This window comes from Methylobacterium planeticum, assembly GCF_008806345.1.
GTDB classification, from domain to species: Bacteria; Pseudomonadota; Alphaproteobacteria; order Rhizobiales; family Beijerinckiaceae; genus Methylobacterium; species Methylobacterium planeticum.
On record NZ_VZZJ01000011.1, the window covers coordinates 1 to 20,070 of the forward strand.

Consider the following 20,070-nt stretch of genomic DNA (forward strand, 5'->3'; position numbering starts at 1 on the left):
ATCCTGTGGGGCGTCTGGATCACGCTCTCGAAGGCCCTGATCCTGTTCCGCTGAGATCGCCGCCGCGGCCCCTGTTGGGGTCGCGGCCCTATGTCTTGTCGGGCTCCGGCGTCGGACCGGCGATGGTCGCGCCTCCGCTCGCCTGCCCGGAGGGCATCGGCACGCTGATCGTCTCCGGCAGGACCCGGGCGCCCTCGCCCGCTTCGGCGGACGGACCGATCAGGCCCTCGACCTCGCGGAGCAGATCGTCGAACTGGTAGGGCTTGCGGACGAGCCGCGCGCCCGCCGGCAATTCGCGCCCGCTGCGGCTCAGCGCGCCCGAGGTGACGAGGATCCCGAGCTTCGGCCAGCGGCTGCGAACGAGATGGACGAGCCCGATTCCGTCGATCTGCCCCGGCAGGGTTTGGCCGGTGATCAGAAGGCGCACGTCCCGGTGCCGCTCCAGCAGTGCCACGGCTTCCCGAGCATCGCGCGCCTCGAGGGCGCGGTAGCCCGCCTCCTCCAGCATATCCATCGTGACCATGCGGATCACCCGATCCAGATCGACCACGAGGATGGCGATGGGCCCTGGATCTGCCTCCGACACGACGCGCGCCGCCTCTCCAACGGGAGCGTGACCCGAAAGCGGCACCGTCCCGATGGCCGTTCATACGCACGATCCGATTGTGTGTGCAATTAGACAGTGACGCGCTGTCCGTCCGGCCCTGCGGGACGCCGGACCGGGGGCAGGCGTCCCGTCGTCCCCCGACCGCAATCCGACCATTCGAGATCAATAAGATTTCAATTTCCAAGACAAAGAACATTAATATTTCACGTCGTACGACAGCATAGTTGCGCATTTACGACATCAATTCTCCGGTTTTTTCTGGATAGGCAATATCGAGCCGGGCGTCATTGACAGCACACATCGCGACGGATCAACACTTCCCTCGTGCGATGGAGGCTTTCGTGACCATTAGAATCTCACATATACTTGCAACCACAGCTTTCATTCCGGTCTGCTCTGCCTATGCGGCCGACCTGCCGGTGAAGAAGGCGGCTCCGATCGAGTTCGTCCGCGTCTGCTCGGCCTACGGCGCAGGCTTCTTCTACATCCCGGGCACCGACACCTGCCTGCGCATCTCGGGCCGTGCCCGCTTCGAGGCCGGCGTCGTCGGTTCGAACTACACCCGCGGCAGCGACCTCGCGAACTATCGCGGCGCCATGCGCCTCAACGTCGATGCCCGCACGCAGACCGCCTACGGCACGCTGCGCGCCTTCACGCGCCTCGACGTGCAGAGCCGCACCGGCAACTTCGTGACCTCCGGCTCTCAGCAGCGCGTCGGCAACGCCTTCCCGGCGCTCGGCCCCGACACGTTCGGCCGCGCCCAGCAATACGTGAACGTCGACAAGGCCTTCGTGCAGTTCGCCGGGCTGACCGCCGGCCGCGCCTCCTCGTTCTTCGACTTCTACGCCCATGATTTCGAGATCATGGGGGTGACGCTCGGCTCCGACGTCGCCTCCACGAACCTGCTCGCCTACACGGCGAAGTTCGGCGAGGGCTGGTCGGCCACGGTCTCGCTCGAAGACCCGACCTTCCGCTGGCAGCCGGTCTTCTCGTCCATCTCGAACGCGACCTCGGCGAACTCCTCGTTCAGCATCTTCACGAACTCGGCCTCGCTCGCCCCGGTCGCCAACGCGCTCAATCCGCTGACCGGCCTGCCGACTTCGGAGGTCTACTACGACGTCACCCAGAAGAATCGCACGCCCGACTTCGTCGGCGCGCTGCGCCTCGACCAGGCCTGGGGCTCGGCCCAGCTCTCGGCCGCCGTCCACGAGGTCGGCATCGGCCAGCCCACCGGCGCGATCTTCGGCCTGAATGGCGGAGCGGCCTCGCTCGCCGCGGTGCGTCGCCCCTCGAACGAGTACGGCTGGGCCGTACAGGGCGGCGTGAAGATCAACGCGCCCTTCATCGCCCCGGGCGACGCCCTCTACCTGCAGGGCGCCTACGGCGAGGGCGCGATGTCCTATACGGGCTTCCAGGCCTACACCGCGACCTACCTCCAGAACACCCGGCTGACCAACAACTCGCCCTTCGACCAGTACTTCAACGACGCGGTGGTCAACCCGATCACCGGCAAGATCGAGCTCTCGACGAGCTTCACGGTGGTCGGCTCGTTCCTTCATTACTGGTCGCCCGAGTGGCGTTCGGCCGTCTTCGGAAGCTACGGCGAGGTCAGGTACGGCAAGTCCGGCCGCGCCGCGCTCAGCGTCTCGAACGGCGCCGTCGCCGGCAACGTGCCGGCCTCGTTCCTGACGAGCCCGTCGGGCTATGCCCTCAGCCCGATCCTGCGCGACCTCAACCAGATAGTCGCCGGCGCGAGCCTGATCTGGTCGCCCGTCAAGGATCTCGATATCGGCGCCGAGGGCCTCTACAGCCGCGTCTCCCTGAACCAGGGCCGCACGCCGGACGCGACCCGCCCGGGCGTCAACGTGAATTCGCAGGACGTCTACCAAGTGCGCGCCCGCGTCCAGCGTGACTTCTAGGGTCCGGCGAAACGCCGACACCGACGAAGCGCCGACAGGTCCTCGCGAGGCCCAGTGCCGCTCCTGCTCCGGCGGGGGCGGCATCCGCGTCCGGGGCTCGGGCGGCGCGCTTGTCCGCAGCGGAGGGGAAAGGCTTAACCTCGTCGCGATAGCGTGGCACCCACCGACGCCGCGGATGCACCCGCCGCCGAACGGGAGTGCGGATCCACATGAGACAGCCAGTGGAGGGGCGAGCCGCGAGCCGGCTGCACAAGCCGTTCCTGCTCTACGGCGTCCTGTGCTTCTGCTTCGGCGTCTGCATGTATCTCGCGGGTGTGCTGCTCGTCTTCCCGCGCTATCTCCTGCAGCAGCACGCGCTGCTCGATCCGGTCGCGGAGGCGCTCGTCTGGTACAGCGGCCTGCCGATCCTGACGGGGATCACGCTGGCCCTGTTCGATCTGCTCGTCCTCCTCAAGTACAAGAAGCCGGATGTCGCGGTTCGCTTCGAGCCCGTCCGCCGCCGCCGCGTGACCGTGGCGTTGACCGCCTACGATGACGAGAACAGCATCGGCGGCGCGGTTGCCGACTTCCTGAACCATCCGCTCGTCGAGCGGGTGATCGTCGTCAGCAACAACAGCCGCGATCGCACCGCCGTGTTCGCGCAGAATGCAGGCGCCCTCGTCTTCGACGAACTGGAGCCCGGCTACGGCCGCTGCGTCTTCCGCTGCCTGAGCGAGGCGGTGAAGTTCACCGATACGGATTTCGTCGTGCTGTGCGAGGGCGACAGCACCTTCCGGGCCTACGACATCGAGAAGCTGCTCGCCTACGCGCCGCATGCCGACATCGTCAACGGCACGCGGACCGTGGAGCCGCTGCGCCAGTACATCACCCAGCTGAGCACGTTCATCTATTACGGGAACCTGTTCGTCGGGAAGCTGCTCGAGGCCAAGCATCTCGGCCGCGGCACCATCACGGATGTGGGCACGACCTACAAGCTCTGCCGCCGGGATGCCCTGATCGGTCTCCTGGACACGCTGAACCCGGCCGTGAACCTCGAGTTCAACGCCCATTTTCTCGACCGGGCCCTCGCCCGCGGTCTCGTGCTGCTGGAATGCCCGATCACCTTCCATCAGCGCGTCGGGGTGAGCAAGGGCGGCAACGTCAACAACTGGCGCGGCTTCACGGTCGGATCCCGCATGATCGTCGGGCTGCTGTTCGACTGGCGGCGCACCGCCTGAGCGCGACCGCGGCACCCCGCCCGGGCGCGTCCCGCACCGGCCGCAGACCCACGGAACGCAAGCCGGCAGACGGCAGTGGATCGAATCGATGAGTGGCGATTATCACGGCTCGCGCCTTGCCCATGACCCGCGCCGCGACGTCCTGTGGAAGGCCCTGTGGCATTACCACTTCCGGCACCGCATCGCTCCGGAGGCCTGCGTGCTCGACCTCGGCGCCGGCTACGGCAACTTCATCAACGCCGTGGTGGCGCGGCGGCGCATCGCCGTGGATCACTGGCCCGGACTTGCCGAGCACGTCGCGCCGGGCGTGGAAGCGATCATCACCCCGGTGACGGACCTCAGCGCGGTGGCGACCGCGAGCGTGGATTTCGTCTTCGCCTCGAACCTCTTCGAGCACCTGACGCAGGATGTCTGCGTCACGGCCCTCGCCGAGATCCGGCGGGTGCTGGCACCGGGCGGGCGCCTGACCCTGCTCCAGCCGAACTACCGCTACGCCTATCGCGAGTATTTCGACGACTACACCCACGTCGCGGTCTACTCGCATGTGAGCCTGCCGGACTTCCTGCGGGCGCATGGCTGGGCGGTCGACGAGGTCCGCCCGCGCTTCCTGCCGCTGACGGTCAAGTCGCGCCTGCCGGTCTCGGCGCCGCTGATCGGCGCCTACCTGCGCGCGCCGTTCAAGCCGATGGGCAAGCAGATGCTGGTCAGTGCCCGCCCGGGAGCCGCCCCGTGACGGGCGCACCGGCGCCGACGCGGCGTCTGCCCGCGCTCCGCGGCTGGATCGGCGCGGGGCTCGCGTTGACCGGCCTCCTGTTCCTCATCGATACGGGGAGCCTCCTGAGGGCGGCGGTCGCGGTGCTGCCCTACCCGTACGAGTTCAATTACGGCGAAGGCATCGTCTGGCAGCAACTCCGGACCATGCTCGACGGGCGGGCCTACGCGCCGCTGACCGCGTTTCCGGCGATCGTCTACCATTATCCGCCGGTCTATTACCTGACCTCGGGCGCCTTCGCCCACGGGCTCGACGTCGACGCGCTTGTGGCCGGGCGCCTCGTCAGCCTGCTGGCGACGCTCGCGTCGGCCGTCCTCGTCGGCATCCTCACGCGCGATGCGATCGGGCGCGGAGAATCCCGGGCCGTGCGCCGCGCCTGCGCGGGCCTTGCGGGGCTCAGCTGCTTCGTGGCGGCCCCGGTCGTCAACTGGGCGCCGCTGATGCGCGTCGACATGCTGGCCTGCGCCTTCAGCCTCGCGGGCCTCGTCCTGGCCGTCCGTGCGCTCGAGCGGCCCCGCCTCGTCGAAGCCGCGGCCCTCGCCTTCGTGCTCGCGGTCTATACCAAGCAGGTCTCGATTGCGGCGCCCGCGGCCGCGTTCCTCGTCCTCTACCGCGTCCGGCCCGAACGCGCGTGGCGTCTGCTGGCCGGATGCGTGGCGATGGGATCCGCGGCGCTCGTCATCCTGTGCGCGCTCACCGACGGCGGCTTCGTGCGCCACGTCTTCCTCTACAACGTGAACCGCATCGACCCGCAGCGGATCCTCTACGTTCCGCTCCTCATCGGTCAGCAGGTGTTCCTCGTCGCGGCCGCGGTTCTGGGGGCGACGCGCACCTGGCCCCAGTTCCGGAATGCCTGGGCCGCCCGGGACGGGGCCGGCCGCGAAGGCACCGCGCTCCTCCTTGCCGGCACCTACCTGGCGATCAAGACGCTCCTGCTCCCGATGGTCATCAAGGTCGGGTCTGCGGAAAACTACTTCACCGAATGGTCCTACGCCGTGGCGGTCTTCGTCGGCCTCGGCCTCAGGCCCGCCGTCGCGACGGCGCTGCACCGGACGGGCGCTTCCCGGGCTCGCCCCGGGCCCATCCTGGTCTTCCTCGTCCTCGCAGGGCTACCGGCGCAGGCGATCCTCGCGCCCCGCTGGGACGCACGGATCGCCGCCGCCCAGGCCGAGACGGATGCGAAGGACCGGCTGACCAGCCTGATCCGTGCCGCCGACCGGCCCGTGATCTCCGACGACATGACGCTGCCGATCCGCGCGGGGCGCGACGTGCTCTGGGAACCCGCCATCGCGGCCGAGCTCGCGCATACCGGCCTCTACGACGAGGCTGCCTTCGTGGCGATGGTTCGGGCTGGCGCGTTCGGCTTCTTCGCGACGACGGGGCAGCGCGGCGACCCGCTGTTCGACCAGCGCTACAATCCGCCCGTGGCCGAGGCCATGGACGCGGCCTATCCGGTCAAGCGGCAGGTCGGCAGCCTCACGGTCCATCTGCCTGCCCCGTAGCGCCGCATCGGCGCTCCCGGGCCGGGAGCTCACCGGGCGCGGATGCGGAGCCGTCGCGGGGCGAGGGCGTCTCCCCGATGCAGCGTGCCCCCCGAGGATCGCGAGGTGCGTGAGGCCCTGGAGCATCTCCAGCACGAGCCGCATCCGCATGGCCCGCGCGAGGCCGGCCCCCGATCGACCGAGCGGACTGGCGGAGCCCGAGATTTCCGACGAGCAGGCCCCACGGCAAACCGAGGCTCCGCAGGAGCGCCTGGACGGCCCTGCCCGTCGTCAGAGCGATGCCGTCGACAACGTGGAGGACCGTCGCCTCGGGACTGATCGGACGCGGGAGGGCGTCGTAGAAGGCCGCACCGGTCTCCGGCTGTGCCGGAGCGAAGCGATGCCGCTCCCTGCGCCCATTCGCCCGGAGGACGAAACGCACCAGACGCGAGCACATCCCGCAGAGCCCATCATCGACGATGACAGGACGCGGCTATCGATCCGGGCCGCCGGCCGGCCCTCCGACGGGACCGGGGAGAAACTGACCGTGGCAGGATCCGACATGTGCGGTTTCCGGCTCCGGTGGGCGGGAATCCGGCACATCCGGGACCGGCCGCGAGGTGGTACGGGCGAGCGCCCGGGCGGCCCCGGAAATCGGTCGGCGAAGGCCTCGCGACCTTGGGCGCAGCCGAGATGTTCCGCAGGTGCGGCCCGTGCCTCGAGGAGCCATATCCGGCAACGACCGCAGACCCTGCTGCCTCCAGGCGGCAGGGACGTCATCGGGGAGCGCCGGGAGCGGGGCCGTGTTCCCGCCACACTGGAGTGCGCTAGTCCGGCGGACGTTACCTCAGGAGGAGACCGGTTTGAGCGTCCTGACCACCCTAGCGCTGTCCCTGGTCATCGTGTCGATCCTTCTCGCGCAAGGGCGACCCGGACATGTCCTGGGGTTCTTCTGCCTCGTCGGACTGGCCTTCGTGGTCGCCGTGTCTGGCCTGGCCGGCCTCGTTCGACGGGCAGCCGCGCCCGCGAAGGTCCATTAGACGGGCGCACGGCACGCAAGGTACGTTGCCCTCCGGATTCCATCCTACCAGAGGCTGTGATCGCCCAATTGCGCAGCTTCCCAGGCGATCAGCAGGAACCACCCGAGCAGGTTCGGGCCCATGAAGCTGGGCTTGGCAGAGACATGAGCATCCAAGGATGGGCTGGCTCGGGAAGCCGCTCACGCATGCAGGAACGGCTTGGCCTTCCAGCAGCATTCTACTTCCCCGACGATGCATTGCTTTCGTCTGTGCTCCGGACATTCATTCCCGGGCGCAGGCGTCAGGGAATACGCACATGATCGGCCTGCGTAGTCATTTCACTGAATACCCCATCGGGGCTACGACCCTGTCGATCCAGGTCCTTCTCGCTCCAGGTCCCTCGGGAACCCGGGCCATCGAGCGGCGTCGCTCGCGAATGAACTTGGTTGCTCGGGCGGCCTCAGGCCCGACAACACCGTCGTCTGGCGTCCGGCTGACGGTCCGCGTGCCACATCGGCAGGGACCCTGCGCGCGGCGCGATATGGCAGCTTTGCCACAGGCTCTGCCGATAGAGGGCGAGCATCAAGGGCTAAGCCTTTCTGCAACGGCGGCTTTTGCTGGGTGAAACGCGTCCGCGCGAACTAACAATTGTGAGTCCGTGCGCTTCCGTACGGGACGAAGGTGTTGCCAGCGCAATTCCGGTTATGGATAAGGCGCCTCTCACCGCCGGACCGCTGCATTGCGCAGCAAGCATTGTCCCGTCACGCGCTAGCTGTAGAAGGTCAAATGAATGGCCCGGTACTTCTTTGACGTTCATGACACGCACCTGTCGGCTCATGATTATGAAGGCACAGAATGCCTGGATCGTGCTGCCGTCAAAACGGAAGCTTTGAGAGCCCTGTGTCAGATCGCGGAGGATCATCCGGACCGCTATGCCGGCCAAGGGCTGAACGTTATCGTGCGCAATTCCGCCGATCAATCAGTCCTGACGGCCACCCTGAACCTGTCTGCCTCCTGGCACCCGAAGCACGCGCGGGACGATGCGGCCTGACGCCGGAATCGATACGCCGAATTTTCCGGGCACAAGACTATTACTCAGTTCCAGCGAAACTCGTATCTGCGTAGAATGGCTCACGCATGCGTCAGCGAGCATTTCTATGCCACGGTACTACGTAGATTTACAGAGAGGTTCGCAACTGACAAAAGACACGAAAGGATTTGATGCGGAAGATGATTTCGCCGCGAAAGCCCATGCAAGACAGCTTCTCATCGCACTAGCACGAGACAGCAACGAGGGCTCCGATCACATCAAGCTTTCGGCTTACGTTCGTGACAAGCGCAGGGTCATTTTATTCCACGTTGAACTCTCGCTGGATCTCAATTGGACTGCCTGACAGGCATGTTCCTACCTCAGCCGTCGGACCGACAGGTCGGCCACGGCCTCCAGCCGTCCAGCGGGTAAGCGCCCCGATCCCGGCTGCGGCTGCCGCCGGTGATTGGCGTTCCGGCATCCCGAGGCTGCCCTGGCTCAAACGTGACCGAAAAACCATATCACGCGGGCTGAGGTTCGTTCCGGCACTCCGGAAGACCCGCTTGCGCCAGCGCGATGATTCAGCGCGCGGGGCTAAGATTTTGCACGACAACGAAATTCAGTTCACGGACTGACCAAGCCGTAATGACCGCTGGCCAATTCGTGCGAAACCGTACGCGCCGAGGCTATTGTTGCTGGCATTCCAATCGGGGATATAGTGAACCGCACACCCGATTCGGCGGGATGTTCGGCAACTCTCTTCTCTGGCACAAGCTAAGCCCGAAAGGTCATTCTGATGGCCCGATACTTCTTTGACTTCCATGACCTTCATCTCTCGACTCGGGACGAGGAAGGAACAGAATGCGCAAATCCGAGGGCGGTCTCCTCAGAAGCGCTGATCGCCTTGTGTCAGATCGCGGAAGATCAACCGGAGCGGTATGCGGACAGAGGACTTAACCTCATCGTCCGCGATTCGAACAATCGGACGGTTCTCACAGCATGCCTGAACCTGTCGACCGTGTGGCATGCGGAGCAGGGTGCCTCGCAGGCAGCGTGACGCGACTCTGGGCAGTTCGAAGCGGCAGTCCCGACGCATCGCCGGTCCAGTGGCGGGGAGACGCCGGCATCGAGCGACTCGCCAGTGTCTCGATTCGGCCGTTCAACCGAACAGAAAATCTCCGGCACTCAGGTCCGCCTTGCGATCCGCGGACAGATTCCGTCGCGGCGACTTCGGACGCGCTGTGAGGTCCTGAATGCCATTGCCTGTTCTCCGGTTGTTCCGACGAATACTTTCCCCTGGTAATCTTGCAGGTCGAACCCAAATCGCAAACGCCTCGCCGCCTGTGCCACCCGGCTTCAGCGTCCTGGACGGCCAGTGGATCTGGCAACACTTCGTTCCATGTCAAACGCTTCGACTGCTATTCGCCGCCACCTTAGATACTTGCGATTGCATTCGACCCATCGAATTTTGATGGGATGAGATCCAGTTCTGGTGAAGACGTGTCCGGGGCGGACGGCGCCCGATGTCTGTGCCATCGGCATCAGCGTTTCCGTCCGGCCTCTCTCCCGAGCGCATAGGGACGTCCACGGGTCCGTTCATTGTCTTCGGGAAGCCCGCTGTCTCCGGCTTGGCCAGTCCCGGTATTGATCTCCCAAAGTCGCCGGTCGCCCGTCAGACGAGCGACGATGGTCCCGGTCGTTGCGAGGTCGGCACCAACGCTCCGCGAGCCTTGAGATTCGTCCGCGGCTCGCGGGTCCCCGCGCCCTCGCAGGATCGGCGGCCGACGCTAGATGGAAGGGCAGAGCCCGGTTTGGAGACGCCGATGTATGCCGAGGGAGGGTGGAAGCCACCCTGGGAGCCACCACGCCGCGAGCCCCGGCTCACGAAACGTCAGGAGCGGGTGCTCATCTGGCTCATCGCCGTCAACGCGCTGCTTCTGCTCATCGCACCGATCGGCGGCGCCACCGTGATCCAGGCCATCCTGGCGATCCTGCGGCAGGGTTAGGCGGCAGGGTCGATCCACTTTGCCACCACAAGGGTTAGCGCGTGTGATCGTGCGTCGGAATGCCGACCCACGGGATGGACTCGCGAACCGATCCGAGGCGAACCCATGCGCGATCGCGGTCGCAGACTTCCGCGGCGATCGCAGTGCTACCTGACGTCCGAACCTCACCAGATCGAGAAGGCCTTCCGCGCGCCCCCCTTCTCGTCACGGATGATCAGCTTCCAGCCGTCGCCGAACTCGTCCAACTCTCCGCTGGCGCGCATCTCACGCAGTGCCGCGAGAGCCTCCACGATGGCCTCGTTGAGATCATTTGCGACGATGCCTTCCTGGTCGATGATGACCGTTCGGTTGCCCCGCAGGTCGAAGTAGAAGCGCTGCCCCACGTTCCCCTCTGGTGATGATCCCTCTTGCAGGCAGGGCCGGATCACCGAGGGCGTCGAAAAAGTTAACAGAATCGTGCGGGCCTGTGTCAATGAGTGCATCGGGGTAGCCACCCATCTTAACCTCAAGCTGACTACCTAGATTCTGCGCTGATTCATCGCCGATCCGAACACAAAATCACGATCTAGTACCATCATTTGTGGTACGCATTTGCGTTCTGCGATGATCTTGCTGCCAGGGTCGCGCATCGGAGTCTGGTGATGAAGGGCAGTCGCCCGAGTTCCATCGACGAATCCAACCCGGAGACCACGTCGACCCAGGAGTATCCGGTTCGTTCTCATGTCCGGAACATACTCAGGAAGCTTGCCAAGCAGATGGCAAAGAGAAAGTCGAAGGCATAATTCTTGGTATATCTGTTCTTCGACAATATCTCAGTAGGGACGCCCGCAGATATACCCCGGAGATCGCATCCCCTTCGGGCATCTCATCGATCAAACGCCCTGTTCGTGGGCCCACGCGCGTTCGCGAACCTTCATGCCCGTGAGCCACGCTTTATCCGAGCCTGCCGGACGGAGCATCACCGGCGAGTGCGTCTCCACTGCCGTGCCACGCACCGTATATGACAGCTGCGTGTTCGACCGGCTGACCTTGGGGAGAGCTGAGTTCGGCGAAACGCCAAGCGCGACGCAAGCTCAGGTTTTGGCGCACCCGACACGATTCGAACGTGTGACCTTTGCCTTCGGAGGGCAACGCTCTATCCAGCTGAGCTACGGGTGCTGACCGTGGCGATTCAGTAGCCTAAGCCCGCGCAGGGTGCAACGGGGCGGTGGAAGAGTCCTGGCCCGAAGGATGATGGCCCGGCCCTCCTCGGGCAAAGGTCACAGGGTCGAATCGTGTCGGGGGCGTCGGGTCGAAGAGGTTGCGCAATCGCAGCGCCGATTGCGCTCCGGACGCGGACGGTGCGCGCGACGAGGAGCCGCGCGTGCGCCGGCATTGTGCCGCGGCGATGCCGTCAGGCGAGCGCCAGAACGGCGGCCATGAGGGCGAGGCCGGCCGCGAGCCAGGTCACGTAATCGCCGATCAGGCCGCTGTGCAGCGCCTCGAGGGCGCGGGTCGGAGCGGATTGAGTCGTGCGGACGGAGCGGTCGAGCCAGTCCGGCAGGCGCTCGCGGAAGAGCGCGAAGGCGGCGGTTCCGAGGGCGAGGGCCAGTGAGAGCCAGGCGGTCCAGCCTGGGCCGGGCGGGAGAGCGGCGGTGCCCGCCTGCCGCAGGAAGCTCGGCACCGCATGGGCGGCCATGCCGGCGATCCGCTCCTCAGGAGCGAGCACATCGAGAGCGAGGAGAAGGCAGCAGGGTGCCAGCATGAGCCACAGGGGACGGTTGGCCTTCTCCCGCTCCGACGCGCTCGGTGCCTGCGCCTCGTCCCCGGGATCCGCTCCCCAACCGAGGAAGATGCGGCCGGCGGCCCGCAAGACGGCCGCGCCGGTCAGGCCGGCGCCGGCGATGGCGGCCGCGAGCGCGAACCCGTGTCCCTGCGCGTAGAGGGCACCCTGGAGGAGGCGCGTTCCCTGGTCGAGCAGGCCGAGGGGCAGGCCGCAGAGGAGGAGGCCGCCGAGCGCCATGGCGAAGCCGGCCGGCAGGATGCCGCGCCCGAGGCCGCGCAGGTCGATCTCGTCGATGCCGGCGCGGGTCGCCAGAAGGATGCCGGCCACCATGAACAGGGCGCCCTTCACCAGGCCGTGGCCGACGAGGTAGAGCAGCAGCCCGCCCGTGCCGCCCGGCGACAGCGCGCCGATGCCGAGCAGCATGATGCCCGCATGCGAAATCGTCGAGAAGGCGAGCAGGCGCTTGAGGTGGCGCTGCAGCAGCGCCATCCAGCCACCGAGCAACGCGGTGGCGCTGCCCCCGGCGATCAGCAGGAGCGAGACCGCGTCCCGGATCTGGTCGGACCCGGCGAAGACCGTCCAGACGAGCTTGGCGAGCCCGAACAGCCCGAGCGAGACCATCGCGCCGGAGAAGATCACGGAGACCGGGCTCGGGGCCACCGCGTGGGCATCGGAGAGCCAGAACTGGAACGGCATCACCGCGGCCTTGATCATCAGGGCGGTGGCGACGAGGCAGAAGGCGCCGACCACCACCGGGTCGCGCCCGGCGCCCGCCACCGCGACCGCGAGCCCTTCGAAGTCCAGGGTGCCGGCCCGGGCGTAGATCAGCCCGATCCCACCGAGCATCAGGAAGCCCGCGAGGCTGTTGGTCACGGTGAAGTTCAGGGCGCCCGCGAGGGCGGATTCTTCGAGGTGGTAGGCCGTGAGCGCGAAGGCCGCGACGCTCATCACCTCAAACCAGACGAAGAGGTTGAACAGGTCGCGGGTGAAGCAGAATCCGACCATCGCGGCGAGGAAGAGCAGCATCAGGATCTGGAAGTGCCCGTGGGTCGTCTCGAAGTAGCCCCAGGCGAAGACGAAGCTCGCGGCAAACAGCAGCCCGATGAAGGCCGCGACCCAGCCGCTCGCCGCGTCGATCGAGAAGCCGATGCCCAGCGCCGCACCGTCGCGGGGCGCCCAGCCGCCGAACCAGTAGACCAGGGGACCGTCGGCGGCCCGGAGGGCGATCAATCCGCTCAGGGCGGCGACCATGAGGGCGGTGAGCGCCGCGAGCAGGTCTGGCACGCGGCCCGGCAGGCGATGCGCGAGCCCGAGCATCAGCGCACACATGGCCAGGGGGATCGCGACCGGCAGGGGCGGCAGGACGGCGCTCGGCAGGAGCGTCGGCCAGATGCCCGCGGACATCATGAGCGGGCCGCCGGCGGCGCGGCGCGCTTCGTCGGCGGCCGATCGGTGCTTCTGGGCCGCGGCCCGGGAGCGCGCGTCCCCCGCATCGGGCGAAGCCGCTCGGGATCGAGCGTGCCAGTGCGCTTGTAGACCTGCAGAGCGAGGACGAGCAGGAGCGCCGTCAAGGTCGCCCCGACGACGATGTCGGTCAGGACCAGGGCCTGCATCACGGGGTCCACCGCGGGGGTCCCCGGGGGATGATCGTAGAAGATCGGGGCGATCGCGTCGAAGCGGTAGCCGATCCCGAGAAGCAGCACGTAGGTGGCCGATTGGCAGACCGAGAGGCAGCCGATCAGGTGGATGTAGTTCCGGCTCGTCGCGATGCCGTAGAGGCCGACCCCGAAGAGCCACGCCGCGACCGCGTAGGGTAGGAGGCTCATGGAATGCTCATGGGAGGCTCATGGAATGCTCATGGGCGTCTCACGGGGTGGCCCCGTCCGGATCGTCGGGCTGGTCGGGCTCGCGGGTCTCCTCCATGAATTCGAGGACGAGCTGCGTGAAGCCGCCGGTCACCGCCGCGGCGACGCCGAGATTCTCGATCAGCATCAAGCCGCCCGAGAACAGGTCCCGAAACCGGCCGAGGGGGAGCAGGTTCTCCAGGAAGGCGCCTCCGACGAGCATCGGCGCGAGGCCGCACAGGACGAAAAGCAGCGCGCCGCCTCCCTCCATCCCGTCGAGCCAGTGGCTTCGGATGCTATCGCGCCAGGCGGCGTAGCCGTCGCCGAGGTAGATCAGCAGCGTGGCGCTTGAAAGGATGACGCCGCCCTGAAACCCGCCGCCCGGGGTCACCGTGGCGTGAAGCACGACGTACAGGCCGAAGAGCGCCGTCAGGGGGCCGGCGACCCGGCAGGCCAGCACGACGAGGTCCGACCGCCGCGGCGCGGCCCGGCCGGGCAGTCGCACCGCCCGGTCGGTCGTGCCCTCGCCCCGGCTGCCGCGCAGGAGCACCACGGTGCCGGTCACGGCGGCAAGCAGCATGAACTCCTCCCCGATCGTGTCGAGGCCACGGATATCGAAGTTGATCGCGCTCACCATGTTGGCGACGTGGCGCTCGGCCGGGGCGATTGCGTTGATGGCGGCGCCGTAGGCGGCGATCCGGCCGCCGAATTCGGGAAGCGCGCCGATCGCCGACGCGGCGCAGGGCAGGAGGACCAGGGCGGCAAGCGCCAGCACGCAGAGGCGCAGCCGCGGGCTCATGCGTCCTCGCCCGATTGCGTGTCCTGGCCAGGTTCGGCGGTGCGGACCGCGCTGAGCACGATCATGAACAGAAGCGGGACGGCCGCCGTCCCCACCGCGAGTTCGGAGAGAGCCACGTCGGGCGCCTGAAGTGCCGTGAACAGCAGGGTCAGGACGAGGCCGTTGAGGGCGATGGCGAAGACCTGCCGCCGGGGCTCGCGAATGAGGACCACGCTGGCTCCCGTCGCGGCGATCATCAGGAAGAGAAGGTTCAGGAGGACGGTCACGCGGACGGTCCCTCGCGCAGCCACAGGGCCCGGCCGGCGGCATGGGCGAGCACGCCGCCCCAGAGGACCAGACATCCGCCGAGGAACAGGATCTTCAGGGAGCGCCCGGAGAGGCCATCCGCCAGGATTGCGGCCGCCCCAAGCAGGACGGCCGCCGCGATGTTAACGAACGCGACCGCGTGCAACTGGTCGAGGGCACGCCGCAGCCGGAGGATCGCTAGAGCCGCGACCCAGCTCGCCGCGACGAGGAGGGCGAGGAGAACGGGCAGGATCGCGGCACTCACAGCCAGCGCTCCAGGAACACCGCGAACAGGAGCGTTCCCGGCAGCGTGAGAAGCACGAGGGTGAGGGCGAGATCGGTCAGGGACGGCTGATCGGTGGCAAAGCTCAGGAACACGAGGAGGATCGTGCCGATCGAGCCGGCGAGCTGATAGGCAGCGAAGCGCTGCCCGAGGCTCCCGCGCCAACCGGCGGCGATGACGAGAGCGAGCGGCGGCAGCAGCGCCGCCGCGGCCCAGCCCCAGGCACTCACGCCGCCGTCCCGGACTCGGACCGGACTGAGAGATCGTGCATGACCACGATGCCCCTCTCCGGATCGAGCCGCACCACGTAGCTGCGAGGGGCGAGCGAGGCTGCCAGGATCCCGACGGCCCGATCGGCTCGGGCTTCCGGGTTCGAATCAGCCAGGGAGAACCGACTGAGGGTGGAGGACGCCGCCGTCAGGGCCGAGCCGCCCGAACCGCCACGGACGGCTGCTTTTGCCAAGCGAAGGCCCACGCTGAACGTTTGCCCCGGCAATTCGCTCGCCGCTCGCAACACAGGTCGAAACAGATCCGGCCTCAGCCGGAAGCGGATCTCGCCCGGATCGCCGGCGCATCGGGTCCAGATCGCTGCGAGCAGGCCGCAGAGCACGGCCGCTGCGGTCTCAGTCAGGCTGAGGGTGCCGGCAAACAGCAGGTAGATGCCTGAGAGCAACAGCCACAGAGCGGCAAACTGGAGCATCCGGGAGGCCCGCCTTGTCGTGGAGGCCAATGTCGGTGCGTGACCTGAAGTTCCTCCGGGCGCATGGGTTGCGTGCGAGAGGCGGAGCCGCTCGCGAGCCGGCCCCTCTTCGGAGGGCGACGCGCGGGTGCGCCGCGGCTCACCGCGATGGCTCGGGGTAACCCGCAGGCTCGCGGCGCTCAGGCCTGGGCGCCGGCCCGAGCAACCTCCCCGGCCTGCGGCAGCGCTGCGATCCGCCAGCAGAGGTCCAGAACGCGGCGGGTCTGCGGATCCGGCAGGATGCCCTCGGCGATATCGGTGAACTTGCGCTCCAGGGCGGCGTCGCTCATCGGGCGCTCGACGCTGCCGATGGCGTGGGCGATGAACCGGTTCAGGCTGCGGCCGTCCTTGAGGGTGATCGTCAGATCGACCTGCTCGGGCTTGATCGCGGCATCCACCACCGGCGCCACCCGGCCCCGCAGGGCCGTGATGACGGGATCACGCACCGCGCGGTCGCTGAACTGCTTCTCGCCGCCCGCTCCCTCCACCAGCGCCACCGCGACCGCGTGGTAGATGCTGAACTTGCCCTCGAGGCCCGAGCGCGGCGTCGTCTTGCCGGTGAGCTCGAGGACGAGGGGGTGCACCTTCATCGTCACCCGCTCGATCTCGTCCGGGGTGAGGCGGTTCTCGTCGCGCAGCTGCACCGCCGCGTCGATCGCCGGATGCATGACGATGCCGCAGGCGAAGGGCTTGTAGGTGTTGAGCAGGGCCTCGTAGCGCGTGCCGAGCCCGTCGGTGATCGCGCGGTAATCCTGCTTGGTCGAGACCGTGTTGGCCCAGCCGCGCTTGGCCTCGATCATCCCGTCGGAGCTCGTGTAGTTCTTCGCGGCCAGGATCGCGGCGAAGAGCCCGTTCGCCGCGGCGCGGCCGGGATTGAAGCTCTTGTTCATGGAGCCGAAGGACTCACGCAGGCCCACCGGCTGCGAGGCCGCGAGGCCGAGCGCCCAGACCATCTGGCGCTCGTTGAGGCCCATCAGCTTGCCGGCCGCGGCGGCTGCACCGAACACGCCCGCCGTCCCGGTGATGTGCCAGCCGACATCGTAGTGGTTCGGGTAGACGGCGTTGCCGATCCGGCACTCGGTCTCGACGCCGAGCACCAGGGCGTTGAGGAAGTCGGCCCCCGAGACCGGGTGCATCTCCGCGTAGGCCAGGATCGCGGAGGCGACGGGGCCGGCCGGGTGGATCACGGTCTTCAGATGCGTGTCGTCGTAGTCGAAGATGTGGCTCGACACGCCGTTGAGGAAGGCGGCGTTCATGATGTCGAAGCGCTCCGTGCGTCCGAACAGCCCCGCCTGCGCCGGCCCCGAGAAGGGGGCGAGCGCCGAGACCGCGACGTCGAGGGTCTCGTGGTGGGACCCCCCGATGGCGACGCCGACCCAGTTGAGGAAGGTGCGGGTGCCCTCGCGGCGGACGGCCTCCGGCAGGTCCTCGTAGCGGGCGCCGACGACGTAGCGCGCGAGCGTCCGGGTCACGTCCGCCGCGGGTGTCGGGGCGGCGGGCGCAGTCCCTCCTGGGCCTTCGGGCGCTGCCCTCGCGCCGATACCCTCGGGCGCTGCCCTGGCACCGGTGGCGGCGAGCGCGAGGCCGGCTGTCCCCAGCAGCGTGCGGCGATCGATTCTGGACATGGCGCTTCCTTCCGTTCGCAGGCGTCGACGAGCCTGCTTCGGGCCGCGGCCCGAGCCAACCCGGCAGCCGAACCGGAACCGGGCTGCCGCCCGCCGACAACGCATGAGGTCGGCCTCGGGTCATCCGGAGCGCCGTCGAGGAGGCCGCCTCCCTCTCCCGCGTCCGAGGCGCAGGCACCCGGACGCCCGGCGCGCCGAGCCTGAAACGACGGCCCGTTCGCGCGCCTGCCCCGATCGGAGGGCAGCGGCATCGCGCTGCCGCTCGGTGGCGCCTTATCCGGCCTGCGCCACGGCCTTGCCGAAGGCGTGCACGAAGCGCGGCTCGACGCGGCCGCTCATCCCGTGCAGGACCTGCAGCGCCTCCGCGGAGCTCATGGCCGGCTTGTAGGAACGGCGCTCCGTCAGCGCCGCGTAGACGTCGCAGATCGTCAGGAAGCGGACGACATCGCTGATGGCATCGCCGCTCAGGCCGTCGGGGTAGCCGGAGCCGTCGAGCATCTCGTGATGATGACGCACTGCGTCCAGGATCGCCGGGTCCACGGTGGCACTGGCGCTGAGGAGCTTGAACCCGAGCACCGTGTGCGTGCGCATGACGGCCGCCTCCTCGGAATCGAGCGGGCCGCGCTTGAGCAGGAGCCTGCGCGGAACGCGCGACTTGCCGATGTCGTGCACGAGGGCGGCGCGCACCAGGCGCTGCCGTTGCGCCTCGGGAAAGCCGATATGGGAGGCGAATTGGGCCGCGAGCCCCGCCACCACCAGGGAATGCTGATAGGTGGCGTTGTCATGGGCGCGGATGGTGTTGAGCCAGCGTGCAAGGCCGCCGTCCCGCAGGGCGGAGAGCAGGGGATCGACGCAGCCGTCGACCGCCTGCAGGTCGATAAACCGCGAGGCTTCGGCGACGCCGAAGAGCCCTTCGAGGGCGGCGGCCGCGCGCTCGGCGCATTGGCGGGCGCTGGCATTGAGGCTCCCCTCGGCGGGGTTGATCAGGTTGAGGAGCGCGGTGACGACGACGTGCGGCTCCGCATAGACCGGCAGGCAGGCGCTCGCGCCGAGCATGCGCGCCTGGCGAAGCGCCCGGTCGGAGCTGCGATGCGAGAGGCACAGGATCGGAAGGCCGGCACCCCAGGCCTGACGCTGCAGGGCCAGCAGGCACGTCATGGCATTCGCGCGGGTCAGGTCCAGATCGGTCACGACCGCCGAGACGCCGGGCAGCTTGTCCCACCGGATGTCGGGCGAGACGACCTCGCACCGGCCGACGAGGCCCAGGCCGTCGGCGAGTGCCGCGCTCCGCTTCGGGCCGTCGGACACGAGCACGATCAGTCCGTCCAGCACCACCGCGCTCCTGCAGCGTTCGTCAGCTCATGCCCGACGACATCTCTCCGCGCGGCCCCTTAAGATCGATGGTGTCGCGCGCGGGCCTCTCGGAAAACGGTTACCAGCAGGCTAAATTCCTGCGAGCGACGCGAATCCGGGGCCTTCATCTGGATAAGGATCACACGATCCAACCGTGCCGGGCTGCGCGAGCCGCCACGTGCCGTGTCAGACGGCGTCGAATCACGTCCTGGCGTCGGGCGGGCCGCGTCTCAGCTTGGCCGGCGCCGGCGCTGCGACGCCAGCATTGACCGGGGCATCGATCACAACATCGGCACGCCGCCGGTGACCGGTACCAACGCTCCGCTCATGTAGCTGCCCTCGCGCGAGGCCAGCAGCACGTATGCCGGGGCAAGCTCCGCCGGCTGCCCGGCTCGCCCGAGCGGTGTCTGGGCACCGAGCGTCTCAAGCTCGTCCGGGCTCTTCACGATCGGCTGGATGGGGGTCCAGATGGGGCCGGGGGCGACGCAGTTCACCCGGATCCCCTGCGGTGCGAGCAGATTGGACAAGCCGATCGTGAGACTCGCGATCGCGCCCTTCGTCGCCGCGTAGATCAGCATGGTCTTGTCGGCGATCTTCGCTTGCTCGCTCGTCGTGTTGATGATGGCCGCCCCCGGCCTCATGTGCGGCACGGCGGCCTGGCAGAGGTGGTACATCGCGAAGACGTTGACCCGGAACGTCCCCTCGAGGTCGTGCGCGTTGACGTCATCGAGGCTCGTGTTGACGACCTGTGCGGCGGCGTTGTTGACGAGGATGTCGAGACCGCCGAGCTCCGCCACCGTGCGGTCGACGAGGGCGCGGCAATGGTCCGCGTCGCGAATGTCCCCGGGCAGCAGCACGGCGCGCCGCCCGGCCTCTCTGATCCAACCGGCCGTCTCCTCGGCGTCGGATTGCTCGTCGGCGAGATAGGAGATCGCGACATCGGCTCCTTCGCGCGCATACGCGATCGCCACGGCCCGGCCGATCCCGGAATCGCCGCCGGTGATGAGTGCGACACGTCCGGTCAGGAGTCCCTTGCCGACATAGCTCGTTTCACCGTGGTCAGGCTCCGGCGTCATTTTCGAGCTGAGACCCGGGCGCGGCTGCTGCTGGTGGCCCGGATAGGGCGGACGCGCGCCGGCGTTGCGTGGGTCTGCGGTCATGTCTCGGTCTTTCTCGGCTTCCGCGAGGCGCATGCGGTGCAGGCGCGCTGCTTCTGCCAACGTGGATCGCGCGCACGCGTCCCTGCGGCAGAAGTTCGCGTCCGCGCGGCGTCGGCTCGAAGGACGCAGGGTGCAGCGAGGGGTCGCGGGGCCGGCCGCCTTGACC

21 protein-coding genes and 1 tRNA gene are annotated in these 20,070 nt (G+C 68.0%); 8 read left to right on the forward strand and 14 right to left on the reverse strand.

The features are described from left to right. Positions 1–88: 88 nt before the first annotated feature. Positions 89–586 (reverse strand): response regulator, encoded by a 498-nt coding sequence (locus F6X51_RS14010; RefSeq protein ID WP_150964295.1) that lies wholly within the window; start codon positions 584–586, stop codon positions 89–91. A gap of 350 nt (positions 587–936) precedes the next feature. On the opposite strand from F6X51_RS14010, the gene F6X51_RS14015 reads away from it, so the two are divergent. From F6X51_RS14015 to F6X51_RS14030, 4 genes are all read left to right on the forward strand, one after another. Then, on the forward strand, positions 937–2,526 hold the full coding sequence (locus F6X51_RS14015) for a porin (RefSeq protein ID WP_150964296.1): 1,590 nt from the start codon (positions 937–939) through the stop codon (positions 2,524–2,526). A gap of 209 nt (positions 2,527–2,735) precedes the next feature. Beyond that, positions 2,736–3,743, forward strand: a complete 1,008-nt coding sequence (locus F6X51_RS14020) for a glycosyltransferase (RefSeq protein WP_150964298.1) — start codon at positions 2,736–2,738, stop codon at positions 3,741–3,743. A gap of 88 nt (positions 3,744–3,831) precedes the next feature. Next, positions 3,832–4,476: a class I SAM-dependent methyltransferase gene (locus F6X51_RS14025; protein WP_150964300.1), complete on the forward strand. Its 645-nt coding sequence runs from the start codon at positions 3,832–3,834 to the stop codon at positions 4,474–4,476. Further along, positions 4,473–6,017 (forward strand): hypothetical protein, encoded by a 1,545-nt coding sequence (locus tag F6X51_RS14030; protein WP_150964303.1) that lies wholly within the window; start codon positions 4,473–4,475, stop codon positions 6,015–6,017. Before F6X51_RS14025 ends, F6X51_RS14030 begins: the two co-directional genes overlap by 4 nt. Here F6X51_RS14030 and F6X51_RS29040 read toward each other — a convergent pair. Further along, complete coding sequence (locus F6X51_RS29040; RefSeq protein WP_407658561.1) at positions 5,992–6,477, reverse strand: DCC1-like thiol-disulfide oxidoreductase family protein; 486 nt, start codon at positions 6,475–6,477, stop codon at positions 5,992–5,994. The two genes, F6X51_RS14030 and F6X51_RS29040, sit on opposite strands and share 26 nt — an antisense overlap. A gap of 382 nt (positions 6,478–6,859) precedes the next feature. Here F6X51_RS29040 and F6X51_RS27930 point away from each other — a divergent pair, with 382 nt between their 5' ends. From F6X51_RS27930 to F6X51_RS29045, 4 genes are all read left to right on the forward strand, one after another. Next, positions 6,860–7,036: a hypothetical protein gene (locus F6X51_RS27930; RefSeq protein WP_191970124.1), complete on the forward strand. Its 177-nt coding sequence runs from the start codon at positions 6,860–6,862 to the stop codon at positions 7,034–7,036. A 769-nt stretch (positions 7,037–7,805) separates the two neighbouring features. Beyond that, on the forward strand, positions 7,806–8,066 hold the full coding sequence (locus F6X51_RS14040; protein ID WP_150964305.1) for a DUF6894 family protein: 261 nt from the start codon (positions 7,806–7,808) through the stop codon (positions 8,064–8,066). 106 nt (positions 8,067–8,172) lie between these two features. Further along, positions 8,173–8,409, forward strand: a complete 237-nt coding sequence (locus tag F6X51_RS14045; RefSeq protein WP_150964306.1) for a DUF6894 family protein — start codon at positions 8,173–8,175, stop codon at positions 8,407–8,409. A 432-nt stretch (positions 8,410–8,841) separates the two neighbouring features. Continuing rightward, the gene (locus F6X51_RS29045; protein WP_407658550.1) at positions 8,842–9,102 is read left to right on the forward strand and encodes a DUF6894 family protein; all 261 of its coding nucleotides are present in this window, start codon (positions 8,842–8,844) and stop codon (positions 9,100–9,102) included. A 1,113-nt stretch (positions 9,103–10,215) separates the two neighbouring features. Here F6X51_RS29045 and F6X51_RS14055 read toward each other — a convergent pair. The 12 genes from F6X51_RS14055 to F6X51_RS14110 all read right to left on the reverse strand — a co-directional run bounded on the left by F6X51_RS14055 (position 10,216) and on the right by F6X51_RS14110 (position 19,904). Beyond that, positions 10,216–10,434 (reverse strand): DUF6894 family protein, encoded by a 219-nt coding sequence (locus tag F6X51_RS14055; protein ID WP_246696801.1) that lies wholly within the window; start codon positions 10,432–10,434, stop codon positions 10,216–10,218. A 698-nt stretch (positions 10,435–11,132) separates the two neighbouring features. After that, positions 11,133–11,209 (reverse strand) — tRNA-Arg (locus tag F6X51_RS14060). Positions 11,210–11,444: 235 nt separating this feature from the next. Then, the gene (locus F6X51_RS14065) at positions 11,445–13,223 is read right to left on the reverse strand and encodes a complex I subunit 5 family protein (protein WP_246696802.1); all 1,779 of its coding nucleotides are present in this window, start codon (positions 13,221–13,223) and stop codon (positions 11,445–11,447) included. Beyond that, on the reverse strand, positions 13,220–13,642 hold the full coding sequence (locus F6X51_RS14070; protein WP_150964308.1) for a sodium:proton antiporter: 423 nt from the start codon (positions 13,640–13,642) through the stop codon (positions 13,220–13,222). The genes F6X51_RS14065 and F6X51_RS14070 overlap by 4 nt, the downstream gene beginning before the upstream one ends. Before the next feature lie 40 nt (positions 13,643–13,682). Further along, positions 13,683–14,459, reverse strand: a complete 777-nt coding sequence (locus F6X51_RS14075) for an MnhB domain-containing protein (RefSeq protein WP_150964309.1) — start codon at positions 14,457–14,459, stop codon at positions 13,683–13,685. After that, positions 14,456–14,725, reverse strand: coding sequence for a Na(+)/H(+) antiporter subunit B (locus tag F6X51_RS14080; RefSeq protein WP_150964310.1), 270 nt, complete (start codon positions 14,723–14,725; stop codon positions 14,456–14,458). The genes F6X51_RS14075 and F6X51_RS14080 overlap by 4 nt, the downstream gene beginning before the upstream one ends. Beyond that, entirely contained in the window at positions 14,722–15,009 is a 288-nt protein-coding gene (locus tag F6X51_RS14085) for a monovalent cation/H(+) antiporter subunit G (RefSeq protein WP_150964311.1), read from the reverse strand. Before F6X51_RS14085 ends, F6X51_RS14080 begins: the two co-directional genes overlap by 4 nt. After that, complete coding sequence (locus tag F6X51_RS14090) at positions 15,006–15,257, reverse strand: monovalent cation/H+ antiporter complex subunit F (protein WP_150964312.1); 252 nt, start codon at positions 15,255–15,257, stop codon at positions 15,006–15,008. Before F6X51_RS14090 ends, F6X51_RS14085 begins: the two co-directional genes overlap by 4 nt. Beyond that, complete coding sequence (locus tag F6X51_RS14095; protein WP_150964313.1) at positions 15,254–15,727, reverse strand: hypothetical protein; 474 nt, start codon at positions 15,725–15,727, stop codon at positions 15,254–15,256. Before F6X51_RS14095 ends, F6X51_RS14090 begins: the two co-directional genes overlap by 4 nt. A 179-nt stretch (positions 15,728–15,906) precedes the next feature. Continuing rightward, complete coding sequence (locus F6X51_RS14100; RefSeq protein ID WP_150964314.1) at positions 15,907–17,391, reverse strand: MmgE/PrpD family protein; 1,485 nt, start codon at positions 17,389–17,391, stop codon at positions 15,907–15,909. A gap of 273 nt (positions 17,392–17,664) precedes the next feature. Then, entirely contained in the window at positions 17,665–18,723 is a 1,059-nt protein-coding gene (locus F6X51_RS14105) for an HD-GYP domain-containing protein (RefSeq protein WP_150964315.1), read from the reverse strand. Positions 18,724–19,025: 302 nt separating this feature from the next. Next, complete coding sequence (locus F6X51_RS14110) at positions 19,026–19,904, reverse strand: SDR family oxidoreductase (protein WP_150964437.1); 879 nt, start codon at positions 19,902–19,904, stop codon at positions 19,026–19,028. Between the last annotated feature and the right edge of the window lie 166 nt (positions 19,905–20,070).